Genomic DNA, 19,735 nt, shown 5'->3' with positions numbered 1-19,735 from the left:
GTTGAACAAATAAAAGCTCCGTCGGTTTATTAAATTATATTTTAATTATTTTGAAATACTAGGTTTTTATCCTTTATTGGAGAAGTTTGTAATAAATTCGTTATTTAAATAGGATTTATAGTAAAACTGCTTTAAAAACAAACTTAAAAGGCTATGACTATTTTACTCAAACCTTAAATTTATATAATTTTTAGTAGTTTAATTTTAAATAGGTTTGAGTATAGTATAAGAAAAAACAATTATTAAACAAAACAATTCAAAATATAAATTCACAGAATAGTTAGTATGAAAATAAATAACAAATAAAAAAAAGACGATCTTAAAAATAAGAAAGTCTTTTTTTCTAGTTCAATAAAACATATTTTCTATAACAAATCTATAAAAAACAATATTTTTATTTCACTTAATTACTACAATTTATTAGTCTCTGATAGTTGCTAATAATTCTCCTAAAACTTCAACTGCTTGATCAGCATCAGGTCCTTCAGCATGAACTGTAACTTCTGAACCATTTTTGATCCCAATTGATAATAGTTTTAATAAAGATTTTCCGTTTACTTTTTTTCCTTCATTTTCAACTTCTACTGTACTTTCAAATTCTTTTGCTTTAGCAACAAATACTCCACCTGGTCTTGTATGTAATCCTGTAGGATTTGTCATAGTAACTGTTTTACTTGCCATTTATTTATCCTCCTTAATTATATCTCTACTTTAATTTTACAACAGTTTTCGGTATTTGTCAATAAGTCTGAAGAACATTTTTTCTGTTGGACAGTCAAACAATATAGTTTATTTAAAAAAGTTATTGAACATCAATTAATAAAGAGTGAAAGTTTGTATAAATAACATTTCCTGGTTTACTATTTTTTATTTTTTTTACAAATTTTCTTTCACAGTAATCAACAGTAACTTTGTCGCCTTTTTTCGCTTTAGAATACTCACAGGCAAGGTTTGCAGCATGCAAAAGAACATCGTTTGGAAGTTCTTGATTATTTCGTAAAATAAGGACATGACTTCCAGGAATATCCTTTATGTGCAACCAAATGTCATTCGGTTGTCCTTTGGAAAAGGATATTTCTTCATTTTCCTTATTATTTCTTCCAACGAAAATTTGAAAGTCATTATAGTCAAATGACAGTAAATCACGCTTTTTTGGTTTATTCAATTTGATTTTGTTTTTCGATTTATTTCCATTATTTGTTAAATTCAGTTCGTTTTCAATTTCTTCAATTCCAATAAAATCATTTTCTTTTTCGATAAACATTTTTATTTCTTCAAAATATTTTATCTCATTTTGAATATCTAAAAATCTAGAATTTAAGGCTGAAATAGTTCGTTTTCCCTTATTATATTTATTATAATAAAAATTCAGATTATCGTTTGGAGATAAGAGAGGATCCAAATTTATTGTAATTTGCTGATTGTTATAAAAGTCAAAAACTGTAACTTTTTTTATTCCGTATTTTATTTGGTGCATATTTGCTGCCAAAATATCCCCGATATTTTTATAATTTTCAAAATTTTCATTTTTTTTCAAGTCAACTTTTATATTTTTTTCAATTTTTTTGAATTTTTTTATTTGAGAATCAACATATTTTAGCAAGTTTTTCTTTTTTTCGCTAATAACATTGGAAGTAATAGTTGTTTTAAAATAAGCATTTAAACCATCATTTACGGTTTCAAAATATTTTCTTCCATTTTTTAAATTTGTATTTTCCTTTTGGCTAAATTCAGAAAATTCGTTGTAAGTTAGCACTTTTTGAATTTTTCCACGATTTATGATTTCATACATTACTGGCTTATAGCCAGATAAATATTTTTTGAAAGTATCATAATTTTGTGAACACTCTAGTGCAAAGGCACGCCCCACACCTTCAATTTTTTCCATAAAAGTTTCTGTTTCAAATGGAAAATTTTCAGCTTCTAGATATATAGGTGAAATCTTTTTTTCCTCAAATGGCAATGTATATTTCGCGCCAGTCATAATAACACGGTTCCCAACATCAATTGAAGTAAAATAAAGAGCAGACAAAATTTTGTCCTTGCTAGTCAGAAAAATATTGCTCGCTTTTCCCATAATCTCAATAATTAACGTATATTTTTCCACATCTCCAAACTGATTTAACTTCTCGAAGTCAAAATAAACAATCCTGTCAAAACCTTCTTGACGGATATTTATCAAAATTGAATTTTGCAGATATTTTTTTAATGACAATAAAAATTTTGACTGAAAATTAGTATTTGGATCTTTTTCATCTTTTAAATAAAAAATTGTTGAATTGTCTTTTACTTGAAAAATTAAGTTATTTTTTCCAAAAAAGAGTGAAAATGAAACTCTGTCATATTGGAAAATCTTTGTCAGTTTATATCGTAATATTTTTTCTTTTATTTCTTTTATCAAAAATGAAATCCCAATTCCATCTAAATAAAGCATATTTCACTCCCTTTCTACAACTTTTAAAGCGTATTTTTCCTAACCATGATATTTTCTGCATCCTCAATATTTAAAACTTTTTCATCCCCATCAACAATTAAAGTTATTAAATATTTATCAATATTTAAAATTTTTATAAGTGATTTTATCATAACGCCTTTTTCGTTTAGGTATTTTCTAATTGCAGTACTTCCTTTGATTGAAGAGACTTGCACTAAATCATTTTTTTCAAAATTTAAGATTGATTCGGGTTGAATGTCTTTTTTGACTTTATCTAGGTTTTTTACGATTCTTTCAAAAACTTCGATAAATGTGTCCAGTTTTTTTTGTGGAATATCATCTGTAATTTTTTCTAGAATGTTTGAGTGAAAATCTCCGTGATAGTTTAATGCAACTTTTCCTTTTGAAGTTAGTTTTACAAAAACTTTACGCCTGTCGGTATCTGATCGGGAACGTTCCAAAAATTGCTTATCAGTCAGCTTATTTACTGCAACTGAGGCAGTTCCCATTGTAATGCCCAATTTATCAGATAATTCATTCATTGTAATTTCATTTTCTCCAATAGCTTCAATAATATGAAGTTCAGATGTAGTTAAACATTTAATTACCTGATTTAAATTTATTTCTTCAATTTTGTAATATGTTTTATAAAATTTATCTAATAGATTTTCTATTTTTTCATACATTTTAACTGTTCCTTTCTTCTTTTATTTACAATTTTTTATTTTATATGTTTTTTCATATTTTTTGCATTTAACCTCTTTTAATATCTAATAGATAGATAATTTCAGGATTTGAATAAAGTAGACATAATTTTTGAGTTTAATTTAAGATACTTTTACATTATTTCAGGGAATCAATCTTTTCTTTATAATTTCCACTAAAAATATAGGAACCTGCAACCAGCACATTTGCCCCAGCCTCTTTTACCAGCTTAGCAGTTTTGTCATTTATTCCGCCATCCACTTCAATATCAATGTTTTTATTAATTTTTCGCAAATCTTTTATTTTCTGTATCATTTCAGGAATGAATTTTTGTCCGCCAAAACCGGGATTTACAGTCATAATTAGAACCATATCAATGTTATCCAGGTCATATTTTATAACATCCAGCGGAGTAGATGGATTTAATGCGACACCTACTTTTTTTCCGAAAGATTTTATTAATTGTATTGTTCTGTTCAAGTGCTTTGTAGCTTCGGCATGGATTGTGATTATGTCTGAAAATTCAGCAAAATCTTTTATTAAATAATCTGGCTCGTTTACCATCAGATGTACATCAAACACAAGGTTGCTATGTTTTCGTAAAGATGAAATGACAGGAGCTCCAAAGCTTATATTTGGAACAAAATTTCCATCCATAACATCTAAATGCAGGTATTCTGCTCCGAGTTTTTCCACTTCTGTGATTTCTTCCTTTAGCTTACTAAAGTCTGCGGCAAGCAGCGAAGGTGCTATTATAATTTTTTTATCCATAAAAAATCAACTCTTTTCTTTAATTAAATATTCTTAAATTAAATGTCAGGTTTTAGGTATATTTTAAAAATCGTATATTTTCAAGCGAGTATAAATAAAAATCATATCGTTCTTTTGAAATATTGCCATTTTCTATATTTTCCTTAATTGCACAATTTGGCTCATTTACGTGAATACAGTCTCGAAATTTACAGTCAGGAATAAATTCGAGAAACTCTGGAAATAATTTTTCCAGTTCTTTTTTTTCTTCCAGCTTAGGAAAATCAAGTGTTGAAAATCCTGGCGTGTCTATTATGTATGAATGTGGAGCTGGCATAAAAAATCGACTTTCTATCGTAGTATGTCGTCCTTTTTTAGTTTTCTCGCTAATATCGTTTGTAGTTAGTATTTCTTTTCCAATCAAAGTATTAATAAGTGTTGATTTTCCAGCTCCTGACGGTCCTGAAATTACAACAGATTTTTCATTTATATATTGCTTCAATTTTGTAAGTCCAGTATTTGTTTGTGTAGAAATTGGAAAAACAGAAATTGTATCTCTAAAAATTTTTCTAAATTTATTTAAAAATTCTTCCAGCTCTTCTTCTGAAACTAAATCAATCTTGGATAAGATTAGTATAACTGGAATGTTTTGAGAGTTTGCATTTAAGAGCATTTTTTGAAAATTTATAAAATCAAAATTTGGGCTTTTTATTGCAAAAAGAATACCAATAAAATCAATATTTGCAATTAGTGGACGATATAAAAAGTTTTCTCTTTTTTCAATTTTTTCAATAACTTTTTCCTTTTCGTCAAATTCTACGCAGTCTCCAATAACACAATTCATTTTATCATTTTTCACTTTTAATGTTCCACGTAATTTACATTCATAAATATTTTCTTCATTCAAATTTTTGGAATTTTCATCCAAAACATAGTAAAATCCTTTTATTTTTCTAATAACTTTTCCTTTAATAAAAATATTTGGGAGAAATTTTAAAATAAAAATTCAAAATAACTCCCATCTCCCTTCTAAATTTTTGCTGTTTTAGCTATTCGTCACCATCATCGTCACTAGAATCACTATTATTTCCTCCGCCTTGTGTATTGTTACGTGGTGAAGATTGAGTGTTTCCATTATTTTTTTGTTCAGTACCTTGCTGATCTATTTTGTTAATTGTATTATCAATAATTCTTTCAATTTCCTGATTATCTATTTCTTCTTGAGATTTATTAATAATTTCCTCTGTCGATCTTTCACGTTTTTTCGGAGCTGCTCCAGTATTTAATACAATTGATACCTTCTGTCCTCTCTGAATCTTAGTTCCAGCTGCAGGATTTGTAGAAATAATCGTATTTACAGGCAATGTTGGGTCACTTGTACGTGAAATATTTCCAATATCAAGTCCAATTTGTTTTAACAATTCTCTTGCATCATTTAAGTCAAGTCCTATTATATTTGGCATAACTGATGGATCTACCATTTGCTGTGAAGAAACTAGTATTGAAATTTTTTGGTTAATTTCAAGTTTTGTACCTGGTTTTGGATAAACTCCCAAAATCGTATTATATTTCTGATTAGACGGGTAATAATCAATCGTTTCAATCTGAATATTTTGCCCTTTTAATCGAGATCTTGCTTCAAGTAGTTCCAGTCCAATAATATTAGGTACTTTTACATCTTCTCCGTTATTTACCCAGATTCTTATAACTCTGTTTACTTTAACTTCTTTACCCGGACGTGGATCTTGGTTATAAACCGTATCCAATGGTACTTTTTCTGTTTTAGAATTAATAACTTTGACTTTTAACCCGGCTTTTTTCAAATATTTTACAGCATCCTTTTTATTAAGGTTCATAACATCAGGAATAACTGTAAGTCTAGTGTTAAAAAAATGACGTTCAAAAACATCCTTACCAAATCTTATTAATGCCACTAAACAAAGCAGTACAATAATAGTTCTAAAAAATTTTCCATAATTAAATTTATATTTTGTGGCCATTTTTCACCTCGTTATTTTTATTGTTAATTCTTTATTCTATATAATATCATAAATATTGAAAAAATGATATAAATTTATTTTTTTAGATTGTAATTCGTCTTTTATATTTTTTAAGAAATCTTACCTAGAAGAAATTAATTTATGTGACATATTACAAAGCGTAGTTTATACAAATATGGAATTTAATCTTTAATACAAGATAATGGAGAATTAAATGATATTAAAGGCGATAAGTAAGAGAGAGAGGAAGCTTTAAACAGTGAGAGAAATTATCTTTTAGAAAAAGAAGTATGAAAGAAGTTTAGAAAATAAACAGCTAGTTAATGTTATTAATGATAAAAACAGAATTGATTTTCATCATAAAATTGACGGTAATATGCGATTCTGTAAAAATAAATAAAAAATTATAGGAAAATATTTATCAACAATAATCATCTGATAAATTTTATTTTGAAATAAAAATAAAAACCCTCATTTAATTTTAATATACGTATGTTATACTTATACAAAATATAAGAAGTTTTAAAAAATAATAAATTAGAATTATGGAGGTAAATATGAAAAAGATAGCAATTGCACTTTTTTCACTTATGAGTATTCTTTCGTTTAGTGCAAATGATAATATTGTTAGAAAGATAAGTGTTACGGGAAATGCAGAAAGGGAAGTTATGCCAGATTTGGCAAAAATTAATTTTAAGATTGAGGAAAAGGGGAGTAATTTAAGCCAGACGACTAACGAGGTTAATAAGAAGATTGAGAAGTTTAAAAGTGAATTGAGAGCTAGGAAAATATCTCTTGAGAATTTGGAAACAAAGGCGTTTTACAATAGGAAAGGAACCGAATATCAAGATGATGAAGATATTCTGGATGTGAAAACTGTTCCAAATAAAACTGTCAAAAAGACTGATAAAAAGCCAACTTCTTATGATATAAATATGTCAATGCTGGTAAAAAATACTGATTTTAACAAGATTTCAGCATTGATTGACTTGGAAGACGGGGATAATTTGCAAAGCATTCAGAAAAATTTTGATGAAAATACATTTGCATTTAACATAAATGAAAACGGGACAACGGTTGATCAAGCCTTAAATAAAGTGTTTAACAAACTTAATACTTCAAGAAGAAAGCTGATTTCGGCTGGAATCCGTGAAAGTGATATTATTTTAAGTGATTATACGATAAAAGAAAATTATACAACAGATAACAAAAATTCAAGAAAAGATGTCTACTATGTTACAAACGAGTTTGTGCTTACGACAAAAAATATAAAGGAGCTTAATACAATAATTTCAATTGCTGATGATAATGGAATAAATATAAACGGATCAATTAACTTTGATTTGTCAGACAAAGACAGAATTGAGTCAGAAATGTATAAAGATGCATATAATCAGACAAAACAGAAGGCAGAAAGCATTTTGCGTTCTAGTAAGATGAAATTGGGAACACCGATTATTGTGAGTGAAGATGTGGAATTTCAGCAAAAGATGATTGACAGGATTGATCAAGACTGGGAAGTGAAGTATGAAGCGGCAGCGGCACCGATTGCGATGGAAGAATATTCAAATAGTGCTGATATGCGAAAATCGAGAACAGCAGGGAGAGTCGGAGTTGATTACACTCCAAAACCACTAAAATTAACACAAAATATTTCAGTTATGTATGAAATGAAATAAGAAAATAATTTGAAATTGAGAAAGAAAGGATTTTTAAAATGAAAAGAATAATAGCGTTACTTATGACAATTTTTTCAGTATTATCATTTGCAGATGGTGAAGTTGTTGGAAAAAGAATACAGGTTAGAGGGGTTTCAAAGAAGGAAATTGCACCAAATTCGGCAAAAATTGATCTTACGATTCAGACTGAGAATGAAAGTTTGGATAAGGCGAGTGCGGAAAATGCACAAATTCTGGAAAGATACAAAAGATTGCTTGCTCAAACTGGCACAAAATATAACAAGATTAATTCAACAGAGTATTCCACTTATGAAACATATAACTGGGACACAGTTGTTGAAAATAAAGGAAAAAAGGAATATCAGACAAAACTTTCAGTAGAAGTTGACAAAATCTCACTTGAGACATTAAAAAACTTTATGAATGTACTTGCAAATGAAAAAGTTTATTCTCTAAACAGAAGCAAAAACGGCACATATATTTTCACTATCGAATCTCAAAATGCAACAAGCAAGCAGGCTTACCAAAATGCAATGTCAAAATTTAACGACATTCAGCAAAAATTAAATAGAGTTGGAATTTCATCAAGCACAGTAAAAATCGCAGGATACGACAACAAAGAAGTGAGCCTTGAAAAAAACACAAACAACAAAAAAAATATTCAAGTTGTTTCACACCAAATAGAAGTTGAAACAAGAGATTTGAAAAATCTAGGAAATATCATAAATGTAGCAAGTGCATTGGGAATCGGGGCAACTGGACAAATTAAATACGACATTGACAATAAGCAGCAATTAGAAAATGAACTTTACGAAAATGCTTATAAAGAAGCCTTGAAAAAAGCACAAGTTATTCTTGGAAAAACAGATTTAAACTTAAAAAATCCTGTAACAATAACGGATAAATCAAACGAAGTTATCCAGCCTTACTACGATTACAACTATAATTACTATAACAAAGCAAATTACGCAACAAATGTAGTGCAATTAAGAAAAAGTGATAGAGAACTAATTGACGAGTCTACAAGAAGAAATATCGTAATTTCTCCAAAAAAATTAAATATTTCAAAAACTGTCTACATTGAATTTGAAATGGACTAGTAAGTTTAAAAGTTAATCTGGCAATAAGTAAATTCTTTATAATTGAGGATTACTGCATCTTGAATCTTGAATATAAGATTGGAGGTGCAGTTTTTTATTTATTTAAGAGAAAAAATTATTCTTGATGTTTGATAATATCTGATTCTTACTAATTTTTCATCTATCTCTATTTGTACATAAACATTTCCTAAAATAGTTTTATAATAAAAATACTTGAAAATCAAAATAAATAGTGTTAAAATATACTAATATTATTTTAAAGTTAAACTTAAAAATTATAATAATTCTATTCTAAAGTTTGATTTTGAATAGTTTTAAATAAATAATTAAAAATTGAGAGGTGTGCTGTATGACAAAAAATAAGATCAGGCTTTTTAGTCTTACACAGATATTTGCAGTAATATTTTGGCTTATTGTGTGGTTTGTGACTTCAAGGATAATTAATCAGGAACTTATACTTTCTTCTCCTTTGGAAGTTTTACGAAAAATTGAGGAATATATAAAAGAAGCGGATTTTTGGAAAACTGTGCTCTATTCCTTTACGAAAATATCGTCAGGATTTTTACTGGCTATACTGCTTGGAACTGTGCTTGCTGTGTTGTCATATCGATATGAAATAGTAAAAATTCTGTTAAATCCTTTAATAACTGTTATAAAGTCAGTTACGGTAGCATCTCTGATTATGCTTTTTCTTGTCTGGTTCCAGCCCGAAAGACTGTCTATTATAATTTCAATATTTATGGCGTTTCCCATAATATATACAAATGTCTTGAAAGGACTGCAGGAAGTGGATAAAAATTTATTGGAAATGGCTAAAATATTTCGCATTACAATTTTAAAAAAGATTGTGTATATTTATGTTTCGCAAGTTATGCCCTACTTTGAATCGGCTGGAACATCTGCTCTGGGACTTGCATGGAAAGCTGGAATTGCGGCTGAAGTTATTGGGCTGCCGAAAGGTTCGATTGGAGAAAGCCTTTATGAATCAAAGATTTATCTGAATACTGAAAATTTGTTTTCGTGGACAATCGTTATAATAATTTTGGGATATATTAGCGAAAAAATATTTTTGTACATTATCAGGTACTGTATAGCAAAAATAATGGGAGACACCTATGAATATTAATATAAATAATCTTACTAAGAAATATGGAAAAAAGAAAATTTTTAAAAATTTTTCTTTGGAAATAGAAGCAGGAAAAGTAACGGCTCTTATGGGGAAATCAGGATTTGGAAAGACGACTCTTATTAGAATACTGATGGGGCTGGAGAAGTACGACGAAGGTAAAATTACAGGACTTGAAAACCAAAAAATTAGCACCGTTTTTCAGGAGGATAGATTATGTGAAAATCTATCAGCGATTACAAACATTTCGATAGTTTGTGGAAAAGAAACTTCTATCAGGGAAATATCTGCCGAACTTGAAAAAATAGGATTAAAAGAAAGCCAAAACAAACCTGTAAAAACTCTTAGCGGAGGAATGAAAAGACGTGTGGCAATTATAAGATGCATAATGGCAAAATCTGATATTATAATATTTGACGAGCCGCTTAAGGGGCTGGATGAGACAACCAAAAAAAATGTCATTAGATATCTAAAGGAAAAAATCAGAGGAAAGACTGTTATTATAGTCACTCACGATATAGAAGAGGCGAGACAGCTTGACAGTACGATTGTAAATTTGGAAAAATTTAATTAGTTTGTTAAAAGGATTGTGCGTTATCCTAAAATAACATAAAATTTATATTTAGAGGTGGTAGAAATGAAAAAACGACTTTTAGTGATTTTAATTTCAATTTTAATGTTGATTATTCTTATTGGATGTGGAAACAAAAAGGAGAATGAAGTCAAAGAAAAGGCTGAACAGGGGAAAATCAAGGTAAAAGCCTTAAAAGGGCCTCCAGCTGTGAGCATGGTAAAATTATTTGCAGACAATGAAGCAGGAAAAACTTCAAACAAATATGAAACTTCTATTATAAATTCAGTAGATGAAGTTGTTGCAATAGTTGCAAAAAAAGATTATGACATAATCACTATACCATCAAACCTGGCTTCTGTTATGTACAACAAAACTAATGGAGATGTAAAAATTGCCTCCATACTGGCATTAGGCATTAATTATATAGTCGGGAACAATGATACTGTAAAATCTATTCAAGATTTGAAGGGAAAAACAATATATACCTTTGGAAAAGGAGCAACTCCTGAAATTGTCTTAAATTATGTACTAAAAGGAAATGGACTAGAGCCAGGAAAAGATGTGAAAATAGAATTTAAGTCTGAAGCTACAGAAGTTGCTGCAGTTTTAGCAAGTGAGAAAGATGCTATCGCAATGCTGCCTGAACCTTTCCTGTCATCAGCGCAAGTTAAAAATCCCAAATTAAAGGTACTTATTTCTATGGGCGATGAATGGGACAAAGTAAAAGGAACTCTGCCAAAATCCCAAATTTCAGGAGTAGTTATTGTAAGAAAAGAATTTGCAGAAAAAAATCCTGAAGCAGTAAAAAACTTCTTAAAAGAATATCAGGAATCAATACAATTTCTAAGTGCCAATCCTAATGAAGCTGCAAAACTGACTGGAAAATATGGAATCGTTCCTGAACCTGTCGCAAAAAGAGCCATCCCAAGAGCGAATATCACATTTATTGCAGGAAACGAAATGAAGGAAAAAATGACAGAATACTTAAAAATACTATATAAAGCTAATCCAAAATCTGTTGGAGGTAAATTGCCAAAAGACGATTTTTATATCATAAATTAATTTTTTTGGTTGCTTTTACAAGGCAGTCTTTTTTCAATAAAAAATTTTAGAAATAAAACTTTTTATAAATTTAATTCTAAAACATCAAAATTATTAAAATGTTTCTCTTGATATATGATTTGTAATAATTAATGATTTTATATTTTTTAATCTTATTTTTAGAATAATATTAATATATTATTGTAATTTAAGCAAATTTATAGCTTTTTTCTAAAATAGTATTGACTTTAAAAAAAATAAGGTATAATTAATGTTATTGTTAAAAAAATTGTAAGGGAGATGAAAATGGCAAAAAGTTATGAAGAGATAGCTAAAGAAGTGATAGAAGCTATTGGAGGAAAAGAAAATATAAGTTCATTTGCACATTGTGCAACAAGACTTAGAATTATGGTAGTTGACAAGGATAAAATTGACAAGGACAGGGTAGATAATATTGAAAAAGTAAAAGGAACAATGTTTAATTCAGGACAGTTTCAGGTAATATTTGGAACAGGGACTGTAAATAAAGTTTATGAAGCTGTTCAAGGACTTGGAGGAGTAAGTGAATCTTCGGTATCCGATATGAAAAAAGAAGCAGCAAAACAAGGGAGTGTTATTCAAAGAATTTCAAGAACATTTGGAGATATTTTTGTTCCAATTATACCAGTATTAGTTGCAACTGGTTTATTTATGGGACTTCGTGGATTATTAACAAATGAAAATTTATTAAAATTGATGGGAACAACGCCAGAAAGTATAAATCCTAATTTTTTAATGTATACACAAGTATTAACAGATACGGCATTTATTATTTTACCAGCATTAGTTGCATGGTCTGCATTTAAAGTATTTGGTGGATCGCCTGTATTGGGAATTGTATTAGGTTCTATGTTGATTAGCGGTTCTTTACCAAATGCTTATCAAGTAGCATCGGGAGATGCACATCCAATAATGTTCTTTAAGTTTATTCCAGTAGTTGGATATCAAGGAACAGTTTTACCAGCATTATTCGTAGGTATGATAGGAGCAAAATTAGAACAAAGATTAAGAAAAGTTATTCCAGATGCATTAGATTTATTATTAACGCCATTTATTGTATTTTTAGTAATGAGTACATTAGGATTATTCGTTATTGGTCCAGTATTCCACAGTCTAGAAAATTATATTTTAATTGGTACAGAATGGATTTTAAAATTACCGCTTGGAATAGCAGGAATTATAATTGGAGGACTTCAACAATTAATAGTTGTAACAGGAGTGCATCACATATTTAACTTCTTGGAAATTCAATTACTTGCAAAAGATGGATTTAATCCATTTAATCCATTATTATCAGCAGCAGTATCAGGACAATTTGGAGCAGTTTTAGCAGTTGGTGTTAAAACGAAAGATGCAAAATTAAAAGCATTGGCATTACCATCAGCACTATCAGCAGCATTAGGAATTACAGAACCAGCAATTTATGGGGTAAATTTAATCAAAGGTAAAGGAAAACCTTTCTTAATGGGACTTGCAGGTGGAGCAACAGGTGGGTTTTTAGCTTCAATTTTTGGACTTAAGGCTTCTGGAATGGCAGTTACGGTGTTGCCAGGAATGTTGTTATTTTTAAATGCGCAAATGCCTTTATATCTAATTTCAATAATAGCAGGAGCAGGAGTGAGTTTTGCATTAACGTATATGTTTGTAAAACTTGATAAATAGTAAAATTTGGCAGGAGTTTATATCTCCTGCTTTTTTTAAAAATATAAAAAATGAGGAGAGTGATTACTTATGAAAAAAAGTTTAGCGATGATTTTGTTTATTATGTTAATTGCTGGAGTAATTGTGAATGGTGCGACACGTGGGAACAGGAAAAAAGTGAGAAGAAAAAGAACTGATAGTGGGAAAGTGAGTGAAAAAACTGTGAATTTATCGAATTATGATGGTGTGAAGAAAGTCAGTATTTTTGTACAAGGGTTTGAAAGCGGGACTGCTGTTAGCAAAATTATTTTAGAAATAAATGATTACAGAATAACAAATTTAAATAAAGATGGCTGGAAAGTGAAAACGAATGGATTTGAACGAAAAGTAGAAAATGTTTATGTGTCTGATAGAAAAGGGGAAAAGGCGTTTGACACAGGAATTATTACGCTTGAGCTGGAAAATAAGTTTGATACAAAAACTTTGAAGTATGAAGGGACGCCATTTATATATAACAGAGAAAAATTTTTTAATGAATGGGCAAAAGAATATATTGTGGAAATTGAAGGAAAAGTTACAGTTTATGGGAAAGATTACTTAGTTAATAAAAAAGAAAATGTAATTAATAATAGAGTCTCAACTGATACAGAATTATTCAATTATAGAAGTTCATTTAGTGGAAATTACAAAAATCCGATTACAAAAAAAATGGAAAATCTGAAACTGGAAATGGCAGCTTATGAGCCTAAAAGTCTAAAATCAGGAGTAAAAAAACCTTTAATTATTTGGCTTCACGGACAAGGAGAAGGCGGAACAGATCCTGATATTGATATTTTGGGAACAGAAACTTCGGCACTTGCGAAAGAGGAAATTCAGAAATATTTTACTTCTGGAGGAACTGATACGAAAGGTGCATTTGTGCTAGCTGTGCAGTCGCCAACGTACTGGATGAACGAAGGAGATGGAACTAACGGAAATGGAAGTGGAATTTCCAGATATACTCAAATTTTGATGGACACAATTAAGGAATACGTAAAACATAATCCGTATGTTGATACAGACAGAATTTATCTTGCTGGAGATTCAAACGGCGGATATATGACTGTAAATATGATAATTACTTATCCAAATTATTTCGCTGTAGCTGTACCGATTTGCGAAGCGTATGCTTACCGCGAATATGAAAAAAATTCCGATGGAACCTACAAGAAAAATAACATTAAAGTTACAATAAATGGAAACAACAGTATAATTTCAAAATTTATTGAAACAAATAAATTATGGGTAACGAGAGAAAAAATTCAAAAAATGAAAAAAACGCCAGTGTGGTTTATTGCGGCAGCCGATGATAAAATTGTTATACCAAACAAATTCTCACTTCCAACGTATCAAGATTTATTAAAAGCAGGAGCAGACAATGCATGGTTTTCATATTATGAAAACGTAGTTGGAACAGATGTATCAAATTCAAGATTTCCTGGACATTTTTCGTGGATATATTTTTTGAATAATCAAGTGGAAGGTGTGCAGAACAGGGATAAAATAAAAAATTCCAAAGATATCGAAACTTTCGGATTTGAGCCAAGTAATGCTGGAAAAGGTGGGAATGAAAAGGCTAAAGTTAATGGGAAAACATTTGGAAATATATTTGAATGGATGAATTTTCAGAAAAAAAGTAATAGAAAATAAAATTTTTGGAAGTATTTATTTTGTACGATAAAATATATAATTGTAAAACCTCAAAATGTTAAAAATAACACTTGTTGTGCAAAAAATACTTGCAATTTTGTGTAAAATTGTAGTATGATGTAACAGTAGAGAAGATTTTTAATGGATAAAAATCGAGATAGACTAGAGAAAAGTGAGGTAGAAACGATGGCAAAAGAAACATTAAATCCGTTTGAGATTGCTCAAAAACAAATCAAATCAGCTTGTGATAAATTGAATGCAGATCCAGCTGTTTATGAAATTCTAAAAAATCCTATGAGAGTGTTAGAAGTATCGTTCCCAGTAAAACTAGACGACGGAACAGTTAAAACATTTGTAGGATACAGATCTCAACATAACAATGCGGTAGGGCCTTTCAAAGGTGGACTTAGATTCCATCCAGATGTAACAAAAGATGAAGTAAAAGCGCTGTCTACTTGGATGACATTCAAATGTTCAGTAGCAGGAATCCCTTACGGTGGGGGAAAAGGTGGAATGGCAATTAACCCTAAAGAATATTCTAAAGCTGAGTTAGAAAGAATTTCTAAAGGTTTTGCAAAAGCAATTTCACCAATCATTGGAGAAAAAGTTGACATACCAGCTCCAGACGTTAACACAAATGGACAAATCATGTCATGGATGGTTGACGCTTATGAAGAAGTTGCAGGAAAATCAACAAAAGGTGTATTCACAGGAAAACCTTTAGAATTTGGAGGATCTCTTGCAAGAACAGAAGCTACAGGATACGGAGTTCATTTAACAGCTAAAAAAGCATTAGAAAAATTAAACATTGATGTTAAAGGAGCAACATACGCTGTACAAGGATTTGGAAATGTTGGGTTCTATACAGCTTACTACGCACACAAAGATGGTGCAAAAATTGTAGCATTCTCAAATACAGATGTTGCAATTTACAATGAGAATGGAATTGACATGGAAGCTGTAATTAAAGACTTTGAAGAAAATGGACGTATTACAGCAAACAAAGGTTACGGAAAAGATATTACAAATGCTGAATTGTTAGAATTGGAAGTTGATGTTTTAGCACCATGTGCTTTAGAAAATCAAATTACTTCTGAAAACGCTGACAGAATTAAAGCAAAAGTAATAACAGAAGGAGCAAATGGACCAACTACTCCAGAAGCTGATGAAATTTTATTCAAAAAAGGAATTATAGTTATTCCTGACATTCTAGCAAATTCAGGTGGAGTTATAGTTTCATACTTTGAATGGGTACAAAACTTACAAAGTTACTACTGGCCATTTGAAGAAGTTCAGCAAAAAGAAGATGCATTATTGTCAACAGCATTTGAAGATGTATGGAACTTAGCAGATGAATACAAAGTAGACTTGAGAAATGCTGCTTATATGAAGAGTATTGAAAGAATTTCAAAAGCAATGAAATTAAGAGGATGGTATTAATTTTTTAAATTCTTGATTTAAGTTAAATACAAAAATAAAGAACCTATTTCTATTTTATACATTATTGATTATAGAGTAGGTTCTTTTTTTTATTAAGATGTTAGATAATTTAAATTCTATGATTGACAATCTAAATTAATAATTATTTTTCTTGTAATTTTTTAAAATCCTCATCAAATAGTGCAGGTGTAAATTCAGTTATTACGGTTTCTATTAAATTATTTTTGTAATAAGGATCTTCCTTTAATATTTCCTCAAGTTCCCCTTTTGTTACGTTGTATGCTAAAATAAGTCCGCCAGTTGGGGGATTTTGGCGACCTCCTGCGATAAATTTTCCAGCATCAATATTTTTTTGAATAAATTCAAAATGTTCCTGCCTAAATTTTCCCACTTCTTCAAGCGATTTTGTATAAGTTGTAGATATAACAAAAATTGGTTTCATAGGACTACTTTCCTTTCTATAATTATTTTTTACACGATATATAATTATATTGTACAATATATTTTAAAATAATCAATGTAAATATTTAGTTTGTTAGTAAAACTATAGCAAAATAGTTTCAAAGACTATATTTTACAGTAGAAAAAAATTTTATATGCAAAACAATGTCAAATTGAATTTTATTTATGATTATGGTATACTAAATTAAATTTAGGATGTGTTAATAAAAAAAGGAGGAAAATTATGTTTTTAAAGAAAACAGAGCGACTGGCATTAGTTGACTTTGACAATAAACATATTAATTATATTGATTTGATAAATAATATAAAATATTTTTCTGAGTATATAGTTGAATTGGAAAAGGAGAAGTTTGGACTGATTGTTATGGAAAATCGTCCAGAATGGATTTACAGCTTTTTTGCAGTATGGGATAAAAAATCAGCTGGAATTGCCCTTGATGCCAATAGTAATTCAGGCGAAATTTTATACGTGCTGGAAGATTCACATCCAAACGTAATTTTCTGCTCAAATGAAACAGAAAAAACTATTTTTGAAGCAGTTGAAAAATATAGTTCAAAAAATACTGTAAAAATAATAAATGTGGATAAAATTACAGTTGAACATGAAAAAATGAATACTATAAAAAATATGCAGTTTGAACTCGAAAATCCAGCTGGAGATGAAACAGCGGCTATGCTTTATACTTCAGGAACAACTGGAAGTCCAAAAGGTGTAATGCTGTCTTTCAATAATTTAAATACTGAAATGGAAGGACTTTATGAAAAAGGAATATTTGATTACAGAGATCAGATTTTGGCAATATTGCCGTTTCACCATGTTCTGCCTTTGACGGCGAGCGTTCTTTTGATGTTAAAATATCAGACTTCAATTGTATTTGTAGAAAAAATTGCAAGCAAGGAAATATTTGATGCACTTGAAAAAAATAGAGTAACTGCAATAATAGGTGTTCCAAGAGTATTTAAGCTATTTTATGATGGAATAAAGCAGCAAATTGACGCAAAATTTATTACACGATTTATTTACAAAATGATGAGCAATGTCAAATCATTGAAGATAAAAAGAAAAGTCTTTGCAAAAGTCCATAAAAAATTCGGTGGACATCTTGACTTCATTGTTGTCGGTGGAGCAAAAATGGATCCTGAAATTTCAAAGTTTTATGAAACATTGGGATTTTATGCCCTTGAAGGTTATGGACTTACAGAGACCTCACCAGTTATTGCTGTAAATTCAAAAAAAGAAAGAAAAATTGGAACAGTTGGAAAAAAATTATGCAATGTGGATGTAAAAATTGTAGATGAAGAATTGTGGGTTAAAGGACCAATTGTTATGAAAGGTTACTATAACAAACCCGATAAGACGGCGGAAGTTATTACTGAAGACGGATGGTTCAAGACAGGAGATTTAGCGACAATTGATGAAGAAGGATACGTTACAATTCGTGGAAGAAAAAATACAATGATTGTCCTTTCAAATGGTAAGAATATTGACCCTGAAACGCTTGAAAATAGAGTAATTGCACAAAGTAATGGATTAATCAAGGAAATTGGTATTTTTAACTATAAAAATAAGTTAGCTGCAATAATCGTTCCAGATCTATTAGAGTTTAGAAAACGTGGAATTACAAATACAAAAGCCTACATCAAAAATATTGTAGAGGACTATAATTTAAAGGCACATAACTATGAGAAAGTACTTGATTACAAACTGTTTGAAGAAGAACTGCCAAAAACACGTGTTGGAAAGACACGTAGATTTATGCTGCCGGACTTATACGAAAAAAATGAAATTGTAAAAAAAGAAAAAACACCTGAACCTACAGACGAAGCATATAAAATTTTAAAAGAATATGTCAAGAAAAATAAAGGGATTGAACCACAGCCCGAAGAAAATCTGGAACTTGAAATCGGAATGGATTCACTTGACATTGTAGAATTTTTTGCATTTATAGAAAATAGTTTTGGAATTCAACTAGATGAAGAAAAATTTGCTGAAATGCCAAACTTGAAACTATTATCAGAGTACATTAATCAAAAAGCAACAAAATTTGAAGATAGTGATGTAGACTGGAAACAGATTATAAGTGAAACAAAACCTATACAAGATGATAAAAACCGATGGGTAACAAAACTGTTGAAAGTATTTCAGCCAATAGTTGACTTATATTTCAGAGTAAAAAAAGTTGACAGAAAAAAATTAACAGACAACCCACAAATCTTTGTATCGAATCATCAAAGTTTTATAGATCCATTGATTTTAGGATCACTTTTTCCAAATAAAATTGTTTTTAATACATTATTTTTAGCAATTGACTGGTATTTTAAAAAAGGTGTAATGAAACTTCTTGTTTCAAATGGAAATGTCGTTTTAATTGATATTAATAAAAATATTAGAAAAAGTGTAGAAGAAATAGTTGGATATCTAAAAAGTGGTAAAAGCATCGTAATTTTCCCAGAAGGAGCAAGGACAAAAGATGGAAAAGTTGCTCAATTTAAAAAAGTATTTGCTATAATTGCAAAGGAACTAAATGTAGATGTCCAATGTCTGGGAATAAAAGGTGCATTTGAAGCATATTCAAGATACATGAAGTTCCCAAAACCGAAAAAAATCGAAGTAGCAGTGCTGGAAAAATTCTCGCCAGAAGGAAGTTATGATGAAATTACGCAAAAAGCAGAAAAAATTATAAAAGAATATGTTGAAAACTAATAAAATTTAATACAAGAGAATGTCTTGAAAAGATAGAAAAATCTAATTATAAAATTTATATACTTACTATTCCATAAAATATATAATAATAGTAAGATTATTTCTGACTAAGAGACATTCTTTCTTTTGTTATAAAAATTAAGAGAAAGAAATGAGAAATCTTAGTTTTTATTATGTATTTTAGCATGATATTTGAGTATCCTATACACCCAAATGAGAAAATAAGAAAAATTTTAAAAAAGGTGTTGACAATAAAAATTAATTATGATATACTAATTGAGTACTTGTGAGTTGAAAAACAACAAAAACTTGTAAATGCCTTGGTGGCGAAATCGGTAGACGCACAGGACT

The 19,735-nt window shown here is 29.5% G+C and carries 16 protein-coding genes; 9 read left to right on the top strand and 7 right to left on the bottom strand.

Annotated elements, in window-relative coordinates; translation table 11 throughout:
• Positions 1 to 420: 420 nt before the first annotated feature.
• From HMPREF1552_RS08785 to HMPREF1552_RS08760, 6 genes are all read right to left on the bottom strand, one after another.
• On the bottom strand, positions 421 to 681 hold the full coding sequence (locus HMPREF1552_RS08785) for an HPr family phosphocarrier protein (RefSeq protein ID WP_021744810.1): 261 nt from the start codon (positions 679 to 681) through the stop codon (positions 421 to 423).
• A gap of 121 nt (positions 682 to 802) precedes the next feature.
• Positions 803 to 2,434, bottom strand: coding sequence for an NFACT family protein (locus tag HMPREF1552_RS08780; protein ID WP_021744809.1), 1,632 nt, complete (start codon positions 2,432 to 2,434; stop codon positions 803 to 805).
• Between the two features lie 23 nt (positions 2,435 to 2,457).
• Complete coding sequence (locus HMPREF1552_RS08775; RefSeq protein ID WP_021744808.1) at positions 2,458 to 3,120, bottom strand: MarR family winged helix-turn-helix transcriptional regulator; 663 nt, start codon at positions 3,118 to 3,120, stop codon at positions 2,458 to 2,460.
• Positions 3,121 to 3,277: 157 nt separating this feature from the next.
• The gene (rpe, locus tag HMPREF1552_RS08770; RefSeq protein WP_021744807.1) at positions 3,278 to 3,910 is read right to left on the bottom strand and encodes a ribulose-phosphate 3-epimerase; all 633 of its coding nucleotides are present in this window, start codon (positions 3,908 to 3,910) and stop codon (positions 3,278 to 3,280) included.
• A 52-nt stretch (positions 3,911 to 3,962) separates the two neighbouring features.
• Positions 3,963 to 4,817: a ribosome small subunit-dependent GTPase A gene (gene rsgA, locus HMPREF1552_RS08765; protein WP_021744806.1), complete on the bottom strand. Its 855-nt coding sequence runs from the start codon at positions 4,815 to 4,817 to the stop codon at positions 3,963 to 3,965.
• Between the two features lie 121 nt (positions 4,818 to 4,938).
• Complete coding sequence (locus tag HMPREF1552_RS08760) at positions 4,939 to 5,889, bottom strand: PASTA domain-containing protein (RefSeq protein WP_021744805.1); 951 nt, start codon at positions 5,887 to 5,889, stop codon at positions 4,939 to 4,941.
• Between the two features lie 557 nt (positions 5,890 to 6,446).
• On the opposite strand from HMPREF1552_RS08760, the gene HMPREF1552_RS08755 reads away from it, so the two are divergent.
• The 8 genes from HMPREF1552_RS08755 (at position 6,447) to HMPREF1552_RS08720 (ending at position 16,218) form a co-directional block, all read left to right on the top strand.
• Positions 6,447 to 7,568, top strand: coding sequence for an SIMPL domain-containing protein (locus HMPREF1552_RS08755; RefSeq protein WP_039901491.1), 1,122 nt, complete (start codon positions 6,447 to 6,449; stop codon positions 7,566 to 7,568).
• 38 nt (positions 7,569 to 7,606) lie between these two features.
• Positions 7,607 to 8,668, top strand: a complete 1,062-nt coding sequence (locus HMPREF1552_RS08750) for an SIMPL domain-containing protein (RefSeq protein WP_021744803.1) — start codon at positions 7,607 to 7,609, stop codon at positions 8,666 to 8,668.
• A gap of 349 nt (positions 8,669 to 9,017) precedes the next feature.
• A complete protein-coding gene (locus HMPREF1552_RS08745; RefSeq protein WP_021744802.1) occupies positions 9,018 to 9,794 on the top strand; it encodes an ABC transporter permease in 777 nt (258 codons plus the stop codon).
• Complete coding sequence (locus HMPREF1552_RS08740; protein WP_021744801.1) at positions 9,784 to 10,368, top strand: ATP-binding cassette domain-containing protein; 585 nt, start codon at positions 9,784 to 9,786, stop codon at positions 10,366 to 10,368. The genes HMPREF1552_RS08745 and HMPREF1552_RS08740 overlap by 11 nt, the downstream gene beginning before the upstream one ends.
• A gap of 63 nt (positions 10,369 to 10,431) precedes the next feature.
• A complete protein-coding gene (locus HMPREF1552_RS08735) occupies positions 10,432 to 11,430 on the top strand; it encodes an ABC transporter substrate-binding protein (protein ID WP_039901489.1) in 999 nt (332 codons plus the stop codon).
• A 285-nt stretch (positions 11,431 to 11,715) separates the two neighbouring features.
• Positions 11,716 to 13,110 (top strand): sucrose-specific PTS transporter subunit IIBC, encoded by a 1,395-nt coding sequence (locus tag HMPREF1552_RS08730; protein WP_039901488.1) that lies wholly within the window; start codon positions 11,716 to 11,718, stop codon positions 13,108 to 13,110.
• 69 nt (positions 13,111 to 13,179) lie between these two features.
• Positions 13,180 to 14,778 (top strand): prolyl oligopeptidase family serine peptidase, encoded by a 1,599-nt coding sequence (locus tag HMPREF1552_RS08725; RefSeq protein ID WP_021744798.1) that lies wholly within the window; start codon positions 13,180 to 13,182, stop codon positions 14,776 to 14,778.
• 186 nt (positions 14,779 to 14,964) lie between these two features.
• The gene (locus HMPREF1552_RS08720; RefSeq protein ID WP_039901518.1) at positions 14,965 to 16,218 is read left to right on the top strand and encodes a Glu/Leu/Phe/Val dehydrogenase; all 1,254 of its coding nucleotides are present in this window, start codon (positions 14,965 to 14,967) and stop codon (positions 16,216 to 16,218) included.
• Between the two features lie 142 nt (positions 16,219 to 16,360).
• On the opposite strand, the gene HMPREF1552_RS08715 is transcribed toward HMPREF1552_RS08720, so the two are convergent.
• Positions 16,361 to 16,660, bottom strand: coding sequence for a YciI family protein (locus HMPREF1552_RS08715; RefSeq protein ID WP_021744796.1), 300 nt, complete (start codon positions 16,658 to 16,660; stop codon positions 16,361 to 16,363).
• A gap of 243 nt (positions 16,661 to 16,903) precedes the next feature.
• On the opposite strand from HMPREF1552_RS08715, the gene HMPREF1552_RS08710 reads away from it, so the two are divergent.
• Positions 16,904 to 19,384 carry an AMP-binding protein gene (locus tag HMPREF1552_RS08710; RefSeq protein ID WP_021744795.1) on the top strand — a complete coding sequence of 827 codons (2,481 nt, stop codon included), beginning with the start codon at positions 16,904 to 16,906 and terminating at the stop codon, positions 19,382 to 19,384.
• Positions 19,385 to 19,735 lie beyond the last annotated feature (351 nt).

Source organism: Leptotrichia sp. oral taxon 879 str. F0557, assembly GCF_000469385.1.
Taxonomy (GTDB): Bacteria; Fusobacteriota; Fusobacteriia; order Fusobacteriales; family Leptotrichiaceae; genus Leptotrichia; species Leptotrichia mesophila.
This window is presented reverse-complemented; position numbering and strand designations above follow the sequence as displayed.